The 16,008-nt window shown below is 71.2% G+C and carries 15 protein-coding genes; 9 read left to right on the top strand and 6 right to left on the bottom strand.

Features of this window, described 5'->3' with window-relative positions:
- Positions 1 to 17 precede the first annotated feature (17 nt).
- The gene (locus ACFYUS_RS36760) at positions 18 to 380 is read right to left on the bottom strand and encodes a hypothetical protein (protein ID WP_388862243.1); all 363 of its coding nucleotides are present in this window, start codon (positions 378 to 380) and stop codon (positions 18 to 20) included.
- A 1,085-nt stretch (positions 381 to 1,465) separates the two neighbouring features.
- Between ACFYUS_RS36760 and gcl the strand changes: the two genes are divergently transcribed.
- Entirely contained in the window at positions 1,466 to 3,253 is a 1,788-nt protein-coding gene (gcl, locus tag ACFYUS_RS36765; protein WP_388862245.1) for a glyoxylate carboligase, read from the top strand.
- Here the strand turns inward: gcl and ACFYUS_RS36770 are convergent, their stop codons facing one another.
- Positions 3,254 to 4,273 (bottom strand): ArsR/SmtB family transcription factor, encoded by a 1,020-nt coding sequence (locus tag ACFYUS_RS36770; RefSeq protein ID WP_388862247.1) that lies wholly within the window; start codon positions 4,271 to 4,273, stop codon positions 3,254 to 3,256.
- 57 nt (positions 4,274 to 4,330) lie between these two features.
- Between ACFYUS_RS36770 and ACFYUS_RS36775 the strand changes: the two genes are divergently transcribed.
- Positions 4,331 to 5,512 (top strand): MFS transporter, encoded by a 1,182-nt coding sequence (locus tag ACFYUS_RS36775; RefSeq protein ID WP_388862249.1) that lies wholly within the window; start codon positions 4,331 to 4,333, stop codon positions 5,510 to 5,512.
- On the opposite strand, the gene ACFYUS_RS36780 is transcribed toward ACFYUS_RS36775, so the two are convergent.
- From ACFYUS_RS36780 to ACFYUS_RS36795, 4 genes are all read right to left on the bottom strand, one after another.
- Positions 5,491 to 6,321, bottom strand: a complete 831-nt coding sequence (locus ACFYUS_RS36780) for a MerR family transcriptional regulator (protein ID WP_388862251.1) — start codon at positions 6,319 to 6,321, stop codon at positions 5,491 to 5,493. The genes ACFYUS_RS36775 and ACFYUS_RS36780 overlap by 22 nt on opposite strands.
- A gap of 539 nt (positions 6,322 to 6,860) precedes the next feature.
- On the bottom strand, positions 6,861 to 8,318 hold the full coding sequence (locus ACFYUS_RS36785; protein ID WP_388862253.1) for a catalase: 1,458 nt from the start codon (positions 8,316 to 8,318) through the stop codon (positions 6,861 to 6,863).
- Positions 8,319 to 8,505: 187 nt separating this feature from the next.
- Positions 8,506 to 9,399, bottom strand: a complete 894-nt coding sequence (locus tag ACFYUS_RS36790) for a 2-hydroxy-3-oxopropionate reductase (protein ID WP_388862256.1) — start codon at positions 9,397 to 9,399, stop codon at positions 8,506 to 8,508.
- A 47-nt stretch (positions 9,400 to 9,446) separates the two neighbouring features.
- Positions 9,447 to 10,280: a TIM barrel protein gene (locus tag ACFYUS_RS36795; RefSeq protein ID WP_388862258.1), complete on the bottom strand. Its 834-nt coding sequence runs from the start codon at positions 10,278 to 10,280 to the stop codon at positions 9,447 to 9,449.
- Between the two features lie 137 nt (positions 10,281 to 10,417).
- On the opposite strand from ACFYUS_RS36795, the gene ACFYUS_RS36800 reads away from it, so the two are divergent.
- From ACFYUS_RS36800 to ACFYUS_RS36830, 7 genes are all read left to right on the top strand, one after another.
- On the top strand, positions 10,418 to 10,672 hold the full coding sequence (locus ACFYUS_RS36800) for a hypothetical protein (protein WP_388862260.1): 255 nt from the start codon (positions 10,418 to 10,420) through the stop codon (positions 10,670 to 10,672).
- 44 nt (positions 10,673 to 10,716) lie between these two features.
- Complete coding sequence (locus ACFYUS_RS36805) at positions 10,717 to 11,055, top strand: helix-turn-helix domain-containing protein (RefSeq protein WP_388862300.1); 339 nt, start codon at positions 10,717 to 10,719, stop codon at positions 11,053 to 11,055.
- A gap of 156 nt (positions 11,056 to 11,211) precedes the next feature.
- On the top strand, positions 11,212 to 11,730 hold the full coding sequence (gene uraD / locus ACFYUS_RS36810) for a 2-oxo-4-hydroxy-4-carboxy-5-ureidoimidazoline decarboxylase (protein WP_388862262.1): 519 nt from the start codon (positions 11,212 to 11,214) through the stop codon (positions 11,728 to 11,730).
- A 2-nt stretch (positions 11,731 to 11,732) separates the two neighbouring features.
- Positions 11,733 to 12,122, top strand: a complete 390-nt coding sequence (gene uraH, locus ACFYUS_RS36815) for a hydroxyisourate hydrolase (protein WP_116158141.1) — start codon at positions 11,733 to 11,735, stop codon at positions 12,120 to 12,122.
- A gap of 5 nt (positions 12,123 to 12,127) precedes the next feature.
- Complete coding sequence (gene pucL, locus ACFYUS_RS36820; protein WP_388862264.1) at positions 12,128 to 13,051, top strand: factor-independent urate hydroxylase; 924 nt, start codon at positions 12,128 to 12,130, stop codon at positions 13,049 to 13,051.
- 73 nt (positions 13,052 to 13,124) lie between these two features.
- Positions 13,125 to 14,543: a nucleobase:cation symporter-2 family protein gene (locus ACFYUS_RS36825; protein WP_388862266.1), complete on the top strand. Its 1,419-nt coding sequence runs from the start codon at positions 13,125 to 13,127 to the stop codon at positions 14,541 to 14,543.
- Positions 14,544 to 14,591: 48 nt separating this feature from the next.
- Positions 14,592 to 15,980: an 8-oxoguanine deaminase gene (locus ACFYUS_RS36830; protein ID WP_388862268.1), complete on the top strand. Its 1,389-nt coding sequence runs from the start codon at positions 14,592 to 14,594 to the stop codon at positions 15,978 to 15,980.
- The last annotated feature ends 28 nt before the right edge of the window (positions 15,981 to 16,008 follow it).

The following is a 16,008-nucleotide window of genomic DNA, read 5'->3' on the forward strand; positions in this document are numbered from 1 at the left end:
CCGGCCGGCCTCCCGGCTCAGGCGCCGCCCGCCGCCAGGTCGTCCGCCGCGCCGTTGACCGGCTGCGGGGTGCCCGTCAGGTCGAGGACGAAGAGCGGGAGGCCGACCTCGGCGGCGCGCGAACGGGCCTCCGGGGTGTAGCCGGCCAGTGAGAAGAACACGCTCACGCCGACGGTGTTCAGCCCGTTCAGCCAGAGGCACTCGACGGCCCGCAGCCCGGTGGGTCGGGTGCTCGGGTCGACCTGGGCGACCAGACCGGGCGCCCGCAGGTCCACGCCCGACGAAGGGCGCTCCTCGGGCTGCACGACGTCCCTGAAGCCGAGCCACCGCAGGTACCCGGCCGCCGCCGCGACCGCGTCCCGCGAGGTCCGGATCGTCACGGGCCGGAAGGCCCCGCGCAGCGGCGCCGGGCGCGGGACCGTGGACGGCGGCGGTACGTGCGCGGGGTACCGCTCGGCGAAGCTACGGGGTCCCGCCGCACCGGGCTCCTCGGCCCCGCGCCCCGCCGCACCGGCCCCTCCCCGGGCCTTCGGGCTCGGCCCGAACCAGGGGGAGCCGGCCTCGACGGGCGCGTCCCCGTCCCCTCCCTCCCCGGGTGCTCGCGGGGACGAGTGCGGGCCCGCCGGTCGCGGCGAAGGGGGCGCCTCCGGCTCCCGCGCCGGGAGGGAGGACCGGGCCGCACCGGATCCGGCCGCCGCCGGGGACTCCGGACCGGCCGCCGCCGCGGACCCTGGACCGGCCGCCGCTCCGGATCCCGGACCGGCTGCCGCTCCGGATCCCGGACCAGCCGCCGCCGCGGGCCCCGGACCGGTCACTGCCCCGGATCCCGGACCGGCCGCCGCCGCAGGACCCGGGCCCGACCCCGTACCGGCTCCGCCTGCCCTTGCCGAGTCCCTTCCCGAGTCCCTTGCCCGTTCCCTTCCCGGCTCCCTTACCGGTCCCCCTCCCGACTCCCTTTCCGGCTCCGCCCCCACCGCCCGTACCGGTACCCGCAGCACCGTCCCGCACGGGCAGCCCAGTTCCGGGTGGGGCCAGTCGGTGTCGCGGCCGCAGGCTCCGCAGCGGACGGTGACCCACGTGTCGGCCCAGGTCCGGCGCCTGATCGGCTCCGCGGGCGCGCCCGCCTCGACCGTCGGTGCGACCGGGTGTCCGCAGACGCAGGGGAAGGCGGGCGGTGCGTACGCCTGCGTGCGCAGGCATTCCGGGCAGCTCACCGGTACCGACTCAGCCACAGCCCAACCCCCCTGTCGTTCCGTCCATGGTCCCCCCATCCGACGGCCCGGGGGAGGGGGTTCGGCCAGTTCCGTGATCCCGGCGGGCGGACTTCTCTTGACGGTTCTCCGAAGCCCGACCTACATTGCTTCCGTATAGCAGAACAGCATTTCCGCATTACGGAAACAGGTGAAGGGGCCTCCCGAGACGAGGCGCCCACCTGGATCCGCCCGGCCGAAGCAGGAGCACTCCCATGCCTCGTATGACCGCCGCCGCAGCGGCCGTTGAGATCCTCAAGCGCGAAGGCGTCACCCAGGCGTTCGGCGTCCCCGGCGCGGCGATCAACCCCTTCTACCGCGAGCTCAAGAACGTCGGCGGCGTCAACCACACGCTCGCCCGCCACGTCGAGGGCGCGTCCCACATGGCCGAGGGCTACACCCGTGCCCAGGCCGGCAACATCGGCGTCTGCATCGGTACGTCCGGCCCCGCCGGCACCGACATGATCACCGGCCTGTACTCGGCCATCGCGGACTCCATCCCGATCCTCTGCATCACCGGCCAGGCCCCGACCTCGAAGCTCCACAAGGAGGACTTCCAGGCCGTCGACATCGCCTCGATCGCCAAGCCGGTCACCAAGGCCGCGACGACCGTCCTGGAGGCCGCGCAGGTCCCCGGCGTCTTCCAGCAGGCCTTCCACCTGATGCGCTCCGGCCGTCCCGGCCCGGTCCTCATCGACCTCCCGCTGGACGTCCAGCTGGCCGAGATCGAGTTCGACCCGGAGACCTACGAGCCGCTGCCGGTCTACAAGCCGTCCGCGACCCGCGCGCAGGCCGAGAAGGCACTGAGCTTCCTCCTGGAGTCCGAGCGCCCGCTGATCGTCTCCGGCGGCGGCATCATCAACGCCGACGCCTCCGACCTCCTCGTCGAGTTCGCCGAGCTGACCGGCATCCCGGTCATCTCCACCCTCATGGGCTGGGGCACCATCCCGGACGACCACGAGCTCGCCGCCGGCATGGTCGGCGTCCAGACCGCGCACCGCTACGGCAACGCGACCTTCCTGGAGTCGGACTTCGTCCTCGGCATCGGCAACCGCTGGGCCAACCGCCACACCGGTTACAACATGGAGGCCTACACCAAGGGCCGGAAGTTCGTCCACGTCGACATCGAGCCGACCCAGATCGGCAAGATCTTCGCACCGGACTACGGCATCGCCTCCGACGCCAAGGCCGCCCTGGAGCTCTTCATCGAGATCGCCGGGGAGTGGAAGGCCGCCGGCACGCTCCCGGACTTCTCCGCCTGGGCCGCCTCCGCGCAGGAGCGCAAGGCCACCCTCCAGCGCCGCACGCACTTCGACGACATCCCGATGAAGCCGCAGCGCGTCTACGAGGAGATGAACAAGGCCTTCGGCCCGGAGACCCGCTACGTCACCACCATCGGCCTCTCCCAGATCGCGGCCGCGCAGTTCCTGCACGTCTACAAGCCGCGCCACTGGATCAACTGCGGCCAGGCCGGCCCGCTCGGCTGGACGATCCCGGCCGCCATCGGCGCCGCCACCGCGCAGCCGGACGTCCCGGTCGTCGCGCTCTCCGGCGACTACGACTTCCAGTTCATGATCGAGGAGCTGGCGGTCGCCGCCCAGCACAAGGTCCCCTACGTCCACGTCCTCGTGAACAATGCCTACCTCGGCCTGATCCGCCAGGCGCAGGGCGGCCTCGGCATCAACTTCGAGGTCAACCTGGAGTTCGAGAACATCAACACCCCGGAGATCGGCGTCTACGGCGTCGACCACGTCAAGGTCGCCGAGGGCCTGGGCGTCAAGGCGATCCGCGTCGAGGACCCGGACAAGCTCGGCGAGGCGCTGGAGCAGGCCAAGAAGCTGGCCGTCGAGCACCAGGTCCCGGTCGTCGTCGAGGCCATCCTGGAGCGCATCACCAACATCGCCATGAGCAAGACGGTCGACATGAGCGACGTCACCGAGTTCGAGGACCTGGCCACCGAGCCGGGCCACGCGCCGACCGCGATCAAGGCCCTCCAGGTCTGATCACGGAGCCGTGAGACGGCCCCCGCCCCGAGGAGCACCGGGGCGGGGGCCTCCCTGTGCCGCCACCAGCACCGCGCCCGCCTCCGTCCACTCGTACAGCACCGAGCGGCCCGCCCGGCCCCGCCGTACGAGCCCGGCGTCGAGCAGCACCTTCAGATGCCGGCCGACCGAGCCGAGTCCCTGCCCGGTGAGCGCCACCAACTGGCTGGTGGACAGCGGGGATTCGAGCCGTACGAGCACCCCGGCGCGGGCCGCCCCGAGCAGGGCCCCCAAGGCCTCCGGCGCCGTGGGGCCGGCCGTGTCCGCCAGAACTCCCGCGCAGGCGTAGACGATCGCGTACCGCTCCGTCCCCTCCCACGACACCCAGCCGGTCGCCGGGGTCACCGGCACCAGCAGCAGTCGCGCCCTGTCCAGCGAACGCGGCGGATACGCACGGGTGTTGACCTGGAGACGCCCGTCGCCGAGCCAGCGCATCTTCCCCGGGCACAGCTCGTCCAGCGCCGCCGCCCAGCCGCCCCGGCTCAGCAGCGCCGTCCGCGCCACCACGTCGGCCTCCAGGATCCGCCGCCGCCGCGCCCACTCCGGCCGCACGGTCTCCCGCCACACCCAGCCGAGCACGTCCGCCAGCCGCTCCGGCAGATCGCGCGCCGAGCGCAGCGGCTCCGGCACGGGCCCGCCGATCGCCACCGCCAACTGGTCGACGGCGTCGGCCGGTCCGGCCGCCCGGACGGCCTCGACCTCCTCCTCGAAACTCCGCTCGCGGTCGCCCAGCGGGGTCGGGGTGAGGAAGTCCGCGTTCCAGGTGGGCCCGATCGCCGCCCGCACGAGCAGCGCGTCCAGCGGCTCGGCCGCGAGCCGCTCCCGGTACGCGGGCAGGTGCCGGCCGAGCCAGGCCCGCTCGCCCGGGTGCGTCGCCTTCCCCCCGTGCAGCGTCTTGAGCGAGGCGATCGTCTCGGCGAGCGGCGAGAGCACGAACGAGCTGCCCGCCAGGGTGTCCGTACCGATCCGCCACCAGCCCATGTTTCGCCTCCCCGCGAAACAGTACCGGTGGTCCCGGGCGCCCCGGAGACTCCCCGCATGCCCCGCTACCGCGCGCTCTTCCGCACCCCGGAGTTCACCCCGCTCTTCCTCACCGGCGCCGCCCACATCGCCGCCAACACCGTCGCCGGACTCGGTCTCGCCACGCTCGTCTTCCGCGCGACCGGTTCCCCGTTCCTCTCCGCCCTGGCCCTCTTCGGCCCCTCGCTCGCCCAGCTCCTCGGCGCGACCACGCTGCTCTCCGCCGCCGACCGGCTGCCGCCGCGCGCCGCGCTCTCCGGCATCGCCCTCTTCTTCGCCCTGGGCACCGCCGTCCTGGCGATCCCCGGCCTGCCGACCTGGGCGGTCTTCGTGATCCTGCTCGCCGAGGGGCTCGCGGCCTCGCTGGGCGGCGGGGTGCGGTACGGGCTCCTCAACGAGATCCTCCCGCGCGAGGAGTACCTCCTCGGCCGCTCCGTGATGAACATGGCCGCCGGCGCCTTCCAGATCGGCGGCTTCGCCACCGGCGGCCTCCTCGTCGCCCTGCTCTCGCCCCGCGGCACGGTCCTCGTCGGCGCGGGCCTCTACCTCGTCGCCGCGCTGACCGCCCGCCTCGGTCTCGGGGCGCGCCCGCCCCGCGCGGCCGGACGGCCCTCGGTCGCCGAGACCTGGCGCACCAACGGACGCCTCCTGTCCGTCCCCGCCCGCCGCCGCACCTACCTCGCGCTCTGGGTGCCGAACGGCCTGATCGTCGGCTGCGAGTCGCTCTTCGTGCCGTACGCCCCCGACCGCGCCGGGCTCCTCTTCGCCTGCGGCGCCCTCGGCATGCTGGCCGGGGACACCGCCGTCGGCCGCTTCGTACCGGCCCGGCTGCGCGAACGGATCCGCTTCCCCCTCCAGGCGCTCCTGGCCGCCCCGTTCCTGCTCTTCGCCCTCGACCCGCCGCTTCCCCTCGCCCTCGTCCTCGTGACCGTGTCGGCGGTCGGCTACGGGGCGAGCCTGCTGCACCAGGAGAAGCTGATGACCCTGGTCCCGGAGGAGCTCAGCGGCCATGCCCTCGGGCTGCACTCCTCGGGAATGCTCGCGCTCCAGGGGCTGAGCGCGGCCCTGGCCGGCACCCTCGCCCAGTACACGTCACCGCGCACCGGGATGGTGCTGCTCGCCCTGGCCTCGCTCGGCGTGACGTTCCTGCTGGCCCGGGCGGACGCGACGGAAGACGTTCAGGTGGCGGTGCGCGGGTGAAACGGTACGGCGACGTCCGCCACGTGCTCGCCCGGCTCGGCGGTGGCCCAGTTCGGGTAGTACACCTCCCGATGGGAGCCGCTGCGGGCGTAGCCGTGCCCGGCGAGCCACGCGCCGACGGCGTCGTGGGCCGCGGCCATCGCCGGGTGGCCCTCCTGCCGCTTGGTCAGGGCGGTGTACGCCTCGCGGTGGGCGGGCTCGACGCGCACCCCGGTCCGTTCCGTCGGCTCGACGGGGTTCCGGGTGGGGGCGCAGACCTCGACCAGGCCGTCGGAGTCCTCGCTCACCAGGCCGTGGTAGACGGCGAACAGCGGCCCGGACAGGCATGCTTCCGCCTGGCGCAGGCGGGAGAAGAGCGACTCGCCCGCCTCGGCGAGGAAACCCGGCAGGCCGGCGGCGGTCACGTGGCGCCGGGTGAACAGCACCTTCTGCTCGGGCACCTCGCGCTCGGCGATCTCGTACAGGGCAGGGCTCTCGCCGTTCAGGACGTCCCGGGTGTAACGCACCGCCTCCCGGCGGGCCGTGTGCGCGGACTCCTGTTCCCGCCAGTACGCGTCGAGCAGCCGCACCGGCTCCGCACCGTCCGCGTCGAGAACGGCCGCGATCCGCGCCAGCGGCATGCCGGTGGCGCGCAGCAGCGCGATGCGGCGGGCCCGCTCGACCTGGGCGAGGCCGTAGCGGCGGAACCCGGTCCCCGGATCGACCCGGGCGGGCGACAGCAGCCCCCGGTCCCCGTAGAGCCGCAGCGCCTTGGGGCTGAGCCCGGTCCTGGCCGCGAGCTCCCCGATGGTGATCAAGTCGTTCCGCATGCGGCCACTGTGCTCCCTGCCCCTGGGGCAGGGGCAAGCCGGGCGGAAACGAAGAAGAGCGCGGAACCAGGGACCGTAAACCTGGTTCCGCGCTCTCCCGTTTGTGACCGCCCGACGGCACGAGGCTGGCGCGACAGGACGTTCGCGCCGCCGGGCGGAGTCTTGGGATGTGCCCGCCTCCGGAGTCGGCGGACGGAGTCCGACGCAGCCGTCCGAAGCCTGCGAAGCAGTGCGAGGGCGGCGTCGAGAAGGGGTCGTTCGCGCCGCCGGGCGGAGCTCTGGTGCGTACAGAGAGTCTCGGGGCCCATCGGAAGGGGGGCGTTGGGACCGCGGCGGTGCCGACGGGCGCCGTGGCGGTTCCCCTTCCTTCAGGTCAAGAAGGGGGCCAGGCGTCCTTACCACCGCACTGGCTCGGAGCCGCCGCGGTCCTCACGCTTGTCCGGTTCGCCGACCACCCCTCATCCGGGCCGGCGATCCGGACCACGTACGGCGCTGACCTCCCGTCAGGTGCCGTACGCAGTCTGGGTGTCGTTGCGCGGTCAGTTCTCGCGCAGGGCCTCGACGGCCTCGCGCACGCGCTTGCCGTAGTCGGCGTCGGCGGCGTCGAAGTGCGCGAGGTTCTTCTCGATGACGTCCTCGCGGGACACCTGGGACAGGCCGCCGGCGATGTTGGCGATCAGGCGCTTCTTCTCGTCCTCGGACATCAGGCGGTAGAGCTCGCCGGCCTGGAAGAAGTCGTCGTCCTTGGTGTGCGCGGGCGCCGCGTGGGTGCCGGTCCAGCCGTGGACGGCGAGCGGCGCGGAGAGCGCGGCGTCGGTCTGGGCCGGACCCTGGTACGAGTTGGGCTCGTAGTTCTTGTCGTGGCGCGAGCCGTTGCGGGTCGCCATGGCGCCGTCGCGGCCGTAGTTCTGGGCCGTGGTCGCCTTGGGGGCGTTCACCGGGAGCTGGGTGTGGTTGACGCCGAGGCGGTAGCGGTGGGCGTCCGCGTAGGCGAAGAGGCGGCCCTGGAGCATCTTGTCCGGCGAGGGGCCGATGCCCGGCACGAAGTTGTTCGGGGAGAACGCGGCCTGCTCGACCTCGGCGAAGACGTTGTCCGGGTTGCGGTCGAGGACCAGGCGGCCCACGCGCTGCAGCGGGTAGTCGCTGTGCGGCCACACCTTGGTGAGGTCGAACGGGTTGAAGCGGTAGTCGGCGGCCTCGGCGGCCGGCATGACCTGGACGTACAGGGTCCAGCTCGGGTTCACACCGCGCTCGATGGCCTGGAGCAGGTCGGTCTGGTGCGAGTTGGCGTCCTTGCCGACGAGCTCGGCGGCCTGGTCGGCGGAGAGGGAGCGGATGCCCTGGTTCGTCTTGAAGTGGTACTTGACGAAGAAGGCCTCGCCCGCCTCGTTGGTCCACTGGTAGGTGTGGGAGCCGTAGCCGTTCATGTGGCGGTACGAGGCCGGGATGCCGCGGTCGCCCATGAGCCAGGTGATCTGGTGGGTGGCCTCGGGGGCGTGCGCCCAGAAGTCCCAGACGTTGTCCGGCTCCTGCTTGCCCGTGAAGGGGTCGCGCTTCTGCGAGTGGATGAAGTCGGGGAACTTGATCGGGTCCTTGATGAAGAACACCGGGGTGTTGTTGCCGACGAGGTCGTAGTTGCCCTCCTCGGTGTAGAACTTCAGGGCGAAGCCGCGGGGGTCGCGGACCGCGTCCGCGCCGCCGAGCGAGTCGGCCACGGTGGAGAAGCGGATGAAGGTCTCGGTCCTCTTGCCGACCTCACCGAGGAAGTCCGCCTTGGTGTACGCGGTGACGTCGTCGGTCACCTCGAAGTAGCCGTACGCGCCGGAGCCGCGGGCGTGCACCACGCGCTCCGGGATCCGCTCACGGTTGAAGCGCGCGAGCTTCTCCAGCAGGTGCTGGTCCTGGAGGAGGAGAGGGCCACCGACGCCGGCGGTGGCGGAGTTCTGGTTGTCGGCGACGGGGGCGCCGGACTCGGTCGTAAGCACGCGCTTCGACATCGTGACCTTCCGTACGGGAGCTCTGCTGACGGTCCGAGGAGCGTAAATTCGGCTCGAACAGCACGTCAACAGTTTGTTGAAAATGAAGTGTGGTGTTCCGGTCGGCGGCGACGCCTGGGCGCGACAGGACAGGTTGTCAGCGCCGCCGCCGACCGGAAATCAGGGGCCCCGGTGAAGGGGCGCGGGCTCAGACCTGCTGGCCGGAGAGGCGCTCGACGGCGCGCAGCAGGGCCGAGTGGTCCAGGCCGCCGTCACCCTGCGCGCGCAGCGAGGCGACGAGCTGGGCGACGACCGCGCCGACCGGGAGGGCGGCGCCGACGTTGCGGGCGGCGTCGGTGACGATGCCCATGTCCTTGTGGTGAAGGTCGATCCGGAAGCCGGGCTTGAAGTCCCGGTTCAGGAAGTTGTCCTTCTTGCGGGTCAGCACGGTCGAGCCGGCCAGGCCGCCGTTGAGGACGTCGAGGGCGGCGGCCAGGTCCACGCCCGACTTCTCCAGGAAGACGACGGCCTCGGCGCAGGCCTGGATGTTCACCGCGACGATCAGCTGGTTGGCGGCCTTCACCGTCTGGCCGGAGCCGTGCGGGCCGCAGAGCACGATCGTCTTGCCGAGGGCCTCCAGGATCGGGAGGGCCTCGTCGAAGTCGGCCTGCTCGCCGCCGACCATGATCGAGAGCACGGCCTCGATGGCGCCGGCCTCGCCGCCGGAGACGGGGGCGTCGATGACGCGGATGCCCTTCTCCTTGGCGTTCTTCGCCAGGTCGACCGAGGTCTGCGGGGTGATCGAGGACATGTCCACGATCAGCGCGCCCTGCCTGGCGTTCTCCAGGATGCCCTCGGGGCCGTAGGAGATGGCCTCGACCTGCGGGGAGGCGGGCACCATCGTGATGATGACGTCGGCGTCCTTGACGGCCTCGGCGATCGAGCCGGCCGCGGAGCCGCCGGCCTTGGCCAGGCGGTCCAGCTTGTCCTGCTCCAGGGTGAAGCCGGTGACCGAGTAGCCGGCCTTGAGGAGGTTCTCGGACATGGGGGAGCCCATGATGCCGAGGCCGATCCAAGCGATCTTGGGGAGGTTGCTGCTCATGGTGAGGGTGCCTCTCAAAACAAGGTGGTACGGGGAGGGAGCCTGCGTCAGCGGGCGGCGCGGGCCTCGGCCGGGAGCCATGCGAAGGAGGCGGCGGCGTCGGCGGCCTTGTACTCCAGGCCGACCCAGCCGTCGTAACCGGCCTTCTTCAGCTCGTCGAGGAGCTGCTCCAGCGGCAGCTCGCCGGTGCCCGGGGCGCCGCGGCCCGGCTTGTCCGCGATCTGGACGTGGCCGGTCTTGTCGGCGTACTGCGCGATGACCTGGCTGACGTCCTCGCCGTTCATGGCCAGGTGGTAGATGTCGAGGAGGAACTTGGCGTTGCCGAGGCCGGTGGCCGCGTTCACCTTGTCCACGATCTCGATCGCGGAGGGGGCGCTCACCAGCGGGTAGAGCGGCGACTCCGGCTTGTTGAGGGTCTCGACGAGGAGGATCGCGCCGATGCGGTCGGCCGCGCGGGCGGCCAGCACCAGGTTCTCCAGGGCGAGGGCGTCCTGGACCTGCGGGTCCACGCCCTCGACGCGGTTGCCGTAGAGCGCGTTGAGCGCCTTGCAGCCGACCGAGGCGGCGAAGTCGGCGGCCACCTCGATGTTGGCGCGGAAGCGGTCCGACTCCTCCCCGGGCACGGAGAGGGCTCCGCGGTCCGGGCCGGGGAGCTGCCCGGCGTAGAAGTTCAGGCCCACCAGCTGGGTGCCGGCGTCCTCAAGAGCCTTCTTGAGGGCGTCGAGCTCGCTCTGCTCGGGGGTGGCGGTGTCGATCCAGGGCCACCACAGCTCGACCGCGGTGAAGCCCGCCGCGGCGGCGGCCGCGGGGCGCTCCAGGAGCGGGAGTTCCGTGAAGAGGATCGACAGGTTCACATCGAAGCGCTGGTCCGTGTATCCCATGAGGGGCGGCGCTCCTTCCGTATTGCGGAAGTAAGTTTCTGTCTGACGGAATGTTGCAAGGGGGGCGGTCGACTTGTCAAGAGGTCCCCGCAGGTCCGGGGCTCCCACGGGGCGGGATCGGGCCGTAGCGTGGGGCCATGGAGCGTTTGAGAGTGGAGTTCACGACCGAGCCGTTCGACCTCGACGAGGCGCCGGCGCACGCGGTCGTGGCGCGTGAGGTCATCCAGTCGGCCGAGCTGGACGCGGTCGACGTCGGCCCCTTCGGCAATACGGCGGAGGGTGGCGCCGACGCGGTGCTCACCGCCGTCGACACCCTGCTGCGCAAGTCGCTCGCGGCCGGTGCCACGCGCGTCTCGCTCCAGGTCAACGTGATCGGGGAGGGCGAGAAGTGAGCGAGCACCCCTTGGTCGCGGCCGTGAAGCCCCTGGTGGACGCCATGGGCGCCGAGCTGCTGGTCCCCGCGCAGGCGGAGGGCGACGACGTCGTCCTGTCCTGGGAGGGCGAGGACGTGCTCGCCGTGCGCCTGCCGCAGCTCTCGGACTCCCTGGACCACATCCTCGCGGCGATGGAGCGGCGGCACGGGGTGCCGCTGGCCGAGCTGGACCGCAAGGCGAAGCAGGAGGTCGTCCGGATCCTGGAGGCGCGAGGCGCCTTCTCCGTGCGTCACGGAGTGGAGACGGTGGCCGGCGCCCTCGGCGTCAGCCGCTTCACGGTGTACAACTACCTGAACAGGGAGACCGCCCTGAACAGGGAAAAGGCCGCCAAGGGCGAGTAGTTGATCATGTTTGGCCCCCAAGCCGTCGTCCAGATGTCGGGACGACGGCTTTTGTATGGCCGAGTTTTCAACAAAGTGTTGACGTTGTGTTGCGGAGGGCGTTAGCTATCCGCAGCCCGTCCGACGCACAGCGAAAAACAGCCACGGAGGCTTCCCGTGACTTCAGGTACGACACCGGGCCTCACCCGGTTCAACACCTCCTCGGACAGCGAGGCCGTCGCCGCGCTCCACGAGGTGTGTTCCAGTTCGGCGTGGGGGAGCAAGGTCCTCGCCCAGCGCCCGTACTCCACCGCCGAAGCCCTCTTCCTCGCCAGTGACGCCGCCATGGCCGAGCTGACCGCCGAGGACCTGGCCGAGGCGATGGCGGGGCACCCGCCGATCGGTCGTCCGAAGGAAGGGGACCCGACCTCCTCCCGCGAACAGAGCGGGATGGCCGGCGCCTCCGCGGAGCTCAAGGCCGAGATGCTCGAACTCAACCTGGCCTACCAGGACAAGTTCGGTCACGTCTTCCTCATCTGCGCCACCGGCAGGACCGGCGAGCAGATGCGCGACGCGGTCCGGGAGCGGATCGCCAACTCGCCCGAGACGGAGCGGGAGATCGTCCGCACCGAACTGGGCAAGATCAACCGCATCCGGCTGACCCGTCTCGTAGAGACTCCCGAGGAAGAGAGCTGAGCATGAGCACCGACACCACCGCCTCGGTGTCCACCCACATCCTGGACACCAGCATCGGCCGCCCGGCCGAGGGCGTGGCCATCACGCTCGCGGCCCGCAGCGGCTCCGACGCGGAGTGGGTCACGCTCGGCGGCTCCGCCACCGACGCGGACGGGCGCTGCAAGGACCTGCCGGCGCTGCCGGAAGAAACCACCCACGTACGTCTCGACTTCGAGACCGAGACGTACTTCGCCAAGAAGCAAGCCGAGGCGCAGCAGGACGCCCCCCGCGTAAGGGACAGCGGTGCGTTCTTCCCGGAGGTGGCGATCACGTTCGCCGTCAAGCCGGGCGAGCACTACCACGTACCGCTGCTGCTCAACCCGTTCGGCTACTCCGTTTACCGAGGGAGCTAGCAGACATGCCCACGATTCTCGGCCAGAACCAGTACGGCAAAGCAGAGAACCGCGTCGTCAAGATCACGCGGGACGGCGCCACCCACCACATCAAGGACCTGAACGTCTCCGTCGCCCTCTCCGGCGACCTCGACGACGTCCACCTCACCGGCTCCAACGCCCACTGCCTCCCCACCGACACGACGAAGAACACCGTCTTCGCGTTCGCCAAGGAGTACGGCATCGAGTCCGCCGAGCAGTTCGGCATCCACCTCGCCCGTCACTTCGTGACGAGCCAGGAGCCGATCCACCGGGCCCGGATCCGGATCGAGGAGTACGCCTGGGAGCGCATCGCCTCCTCCGACGCCAACTCCAAGTTCATCGGCGCCGACGAGGTCAACCACTCCTTCGCCCGCAAGGGCCAGGAGACCCGCGTCACCCAGATCACCTACGACGGCGAGAAGTGGGAGGTCATCTCCGGCCTCAAGGACCTCGTCGTCATGAACTCCACCAACTCGGAGTTCTGGGGCTACATCAAGGACCAGTACACCACCCTCCAGGAGGCGTACGACCGCATCCTGGCCACCCAGGTGTCCGGCCGCTGGCGGTTCAACTGGACCGACGACGAGCAGCGCATGCCCAACTGGGAGCGGTCCTACGAGCAGACCAAGAAGCACATGCTCGAGGCCTTCTCGGAGACGTACTCGTACTCCCTCCAGCAGACGCTGTACCAGATGGCCACGCGCATCATCAGCCACCGCTCGGAGATCGACGAAGTCCGCTTCTCGCTCCCGAACAAGCACCACTTCCTGGTCGACCTCGAGCCCTTCGGCCTGAAGAACGACAACGAGGTCTACTACGCCGCCGACCGCATGTACGGCCTCATCGAGGCCACCGTCCTCCGCGACGGAGCCACGGCGCTCATCCCGGTCGACATGACCAACCTCTAAGCGGCATCCGCGTCACCGGCCCCGCCCGCCCGCAGTCGGGCGGGGCCGGTGCACCGGACCGGAGGGAACAACAATGGCTCAGCCTGCAAAGGGGCCGGCATCCGCCGAAGGCCCGTGTTCCACCCCGCCGTCCACCACCGCCTCGGCCGCGGCCGAGTGCCACCCGGTGGACGAGAAACTCCCCGCCTCGCGGCTCGTCCCCGCGGCACTCCAGCACATCGCCGCCATGTACGCGGGCGTCGTCACCCCTCCGCTCATCATCGGCCAGGCCGTCGGCCTCGACGCCGCCGGAATGACCCGGCTCATCGCGGCCAGCCTGCTGATCGCCGGCTGTGCGACCATCCTGCAGACCCTCGGCCTCGGACGCTTCGCCGGCAACCGGCTCCCGTTCGTCAACGCCGCCTCGTCCGCCGGCATCGCCCCGATGCTCGCCATCGCCGAGACCAGCGCCCCCGGACACCAACTCCCCGCCATCTACGGTGCGGTGATGGTCGCCGGAGTCTTCTGCCTCGCCGTCGGACCCTTCTTCGGCAAGCTCCTGCGCTTCTTCCCGCCGCTCGTCACCGGCGTCGTGATCACCCTCATCGGTGTCACCCTGATGCCCGTGCCCGTCGGCTGGGCCCAGGGCGGCGACAAGACCGCCGCCGACTTCGGCTCCATGAAGTACCTGGCGCTCGCCGCCTTCACCCTCGTCGTCATCCTGCTCTTCCAGCGCTTCGGCAAGGGCTTCGTCAAGCAGATCGCCCTGCTCCTCGGCCTGCTCATCGGCACCCTCGCCGCGATCCCCTTCGGGATGGCCGACTTCGGCGCCCTGCGCGAGGCACCCGTCGCGGCCCTGCCCACCCCCTTCGCCTTCGGCGCCCCCGAGTTCCAGCCCGCCGCGATCCTCTCCCTGTGCATCGTGATGCTGGTCCTCATGACCGAGTCCAGCGCCGGCATGCTCGCCCTCGGCGAGATCTGCGAGCGCCGCAGCGACGGGAGGACCATCACCCGCGGCCTGCGCACCGACGGCATCGCCACCCTGCTCGGCCCCGTCTTCGGCGGCTTCCCGACCTCCGCCTTCGCGCAGAACGTCGGCGTCGTCTCGCTGACCCGGGTCCGCTCCCGGTACGTGGTCGCCACCGCCGGCGGCGCCCTGCTCGTCCTCGGTGCCTTCCCCGTCCTCGGCGCGGTCGTCTCCATGGTCCCGATGCCCGTCCTCGGCGGCGCCGGCATCGTCCTCTTCGGCTCGATCGCGGTCAGCGGCATCCGTACCCTCTCCGAGGCCGGACTCGACGACAGCTCCAACATCATCCTGGTGGCCGTCGCGCTCGGAGCGGGCATCATCCCGCTCGCCGCGCCCACCTTCTACGCCGGCTTCCCCGCCTGGGCCCAGACGGTGCTCGGCTCCGGCATCAGCGCGGGCGCGCTCGTCGCCGTCCTGCTGAACCTCTTCTTCCACCATCTCGGCACCCGGAGCCGTCACGCGGTTCCGGCACTCAAATCCTCCTAGGGTCCTGCCGTGCCCGAACCATCCCCGAGGAATGAAGGAAGCACCGCCATGGCAGCACCTTCGGCAGCCCAGCGCATCGTCATCGAGAACGCGGCGATCGCGACCGTCGACGCGAACGACACCGAGTACGCCTCCGGGTACCTCGTCGTCGCCGACAACAGGATCGAGTCCCTCGGCGCCGGCAAGGCGCCCGAGGGCCTGGAGAACGTGGTCCGCCGGATCGACGCCACCGGCCATCTGGTGACGCCCGGTCTGATCAACACCCACCACCACTTCTACCAGTGGATCACCCGAGGTCTGGCCACCGACCACAACCTCTTCAACTGGCTGGTCGCGCTCTACCCGACGTGGTCGCGGATCGACGAGTCGATGGTCCGCGTCGCCGCCCAGGGCTCCCTGGCGATGATGGCCCGCGGCGGTGTCACCACGGCCATGGACCACCACTACGTCTACCCGCAGGGCTCCGGCGACCTGTCCGGCGCCATCATCGGCGCGGCCGCCGACATGGGCGTCCGCTTCACCCTGGCCCGCGGCTCCATGGACCGCAGCGAGAAGGACGGCGGCCTGCCGCCGGACTTCGCCGTCGAGACCACCGAGGGCGCGCTCGCCGCGACCGAGGAGACGGTGCGCAAGTACCACGACGCCTCCTTCGACGCGATGACCCAGGTCGCCGTCGCCCCCTGTTCGCCCTTCTCCATCTCCACCGAGCTGCTCCGCGAGGGCGCCGCGCTCGGCCGCCGCCTCGGCGTGCGCATGCACACCCACGGCTCGGAGACCGTGGAGGAGGAGAAGTTCTGCCACGAGCTCTTCGGCATGGGCCCGACGGACTACTTCGAGTCCACCGGCTTCCTCGGCGAGGACGTGTGGATGGCGCACTGCGTCCACATGAACGACTCCGACATCGAGGCCTTCGCCCGCACCAAGACCGGTGTCGCGCACTGCCCGTCCTCCAACGCGCGCCTCGCCGCCGGCATCGCCCGCGTACCGGACATGCTCAAGGCGGGCGTCCCCGTCGGCCTCGGCGTCGACGGCACCGCCTCCAACGAGTCCGGCGAGCTCCACACCGAGCTGCGCAACGCGCTCCTCATCAACCGCCTCGGCGCCCACCGCGAGGCCGCGCTCAACGCCCGCCAGGCCCTGCGCCTCGGCACCTACGGCGGCGCCCAGGTCCTCGGCCGCGCCGACAACATCGGCTCCCTCGAAGCCGGCAAGCTCGCCGACTTCGTCCTCTGGAAGATCGACGGCCTCGGCCACTCCTCGATCGCCGACCCGGTCACCGCCATCGTCTTCGGCGCGGCGGCCCCGGTCACCGCCTCCTTCGTCAACGGCAAGCAGATCGTCGAGAACAACCGACTCCTGTTCGCCGACGAGGAGCAGATCGCGCGCGACGCGCGCGCGGAGGCGCAGCGCCTGGCCCGCATCACGGCCCAGGGCTGACCCTCCCCATGGAGTCCGACCGAGGGGG

Origin of the sequence: Streptomyces sp. NPDC004284 (assembly GCF_042874035.1) — a bacterium.
In the GTDB taxonomy this organism is placed as follows: Bacteria; Actinomycetota; Actinomycetes; order Streptomycetales; family Streptomycetaceae; genus Streptomyces.